General features: G+C 48.8%; 1 protein-coding gene. It reads right to left on the minus strand.

Features of this window, described 5'->3' with window-relative positions; all coding sequences use genetic code 11:
* Positions 1 to 690: ArnT family glycosyltransferase (locus tag AB5935_RS25080; RefSeq protein ID WP_368327764.1), on the minus strand; the 690-nt coding region annotated here is incomplete at its 3' end.
* Between the last annotated feature and the right edge of the window lie 19 nt (positions 691 to 709).

Below are 709 nucleotides of genomic sequence, written 5' to 3' on the forward strand. Positions count from 1 at the left end.
TCCACCTTGTTGGTAAGCAGCGACATACCAGCAGAAAGGCAGGATGAGTGAAAGAATGGCCCAGGCGGAAAGTAACAGGAATGCTTTGAAGAAGTTGACACCCCGGAGTAACAAGAAGATGCCTACCACTAAACATGGAATGATAGTACCTACCGGTCCTTTAGTCAGTGTGCCGCAGCTCATCAGGAGAATGGCCAGCCAGGGAATACCTTTGAGTCCCTTCTCATACCATTTGTAGAGACAATACAGAGCGCCAACGGTGAGTGCTGTCAATACCATATCCACCCGGCAGTTTGCTCCGGCCCGGTGCAGCTCAAAATTAGTCAGGGTAATAAAGGCGGCCAACAACGCCAGTTCCACTCCTTTTCTTTTGGCAAAGAACAGAAAGCCGCAGAGGGTCATGGCGATGGCAGACGGCAAGCGGGAGGTCATTTCTGTGACTTGCCCTCCGTTTACTGCTGCCGAAACAGCGGCTATGCTCCAGTGGAAGAAAGGCGGTTTGTAAGCCATTTCTCCTCCGTTGTTTCTGGGTAAAATCCAGTTTCCGCTATCCAGCATGGAGTAGGAGACAATAGATTCGCGAGGCTCCCCTTTGGTGTGGTACTCCGATAAACCGAGGAAAGGCAGGATAGTAACTACGCAAATGACTAGTAACAGCCAGAAAGCTTTGTTTGAAGTCAATGTTTTCATCTTTATCTTATATTGAAAT

The organism is Phocaeicola sp. RTP21198st1_B8_RTP21198_201120, assembly GCF_040929485.1.
GTDB classification, from domain to species: Bacteria; Bacteroidota; Bacteroidia; order Bacteroidales; family Bacteroidaceae; genus Phocaeicola; species Phocaeicola dorei.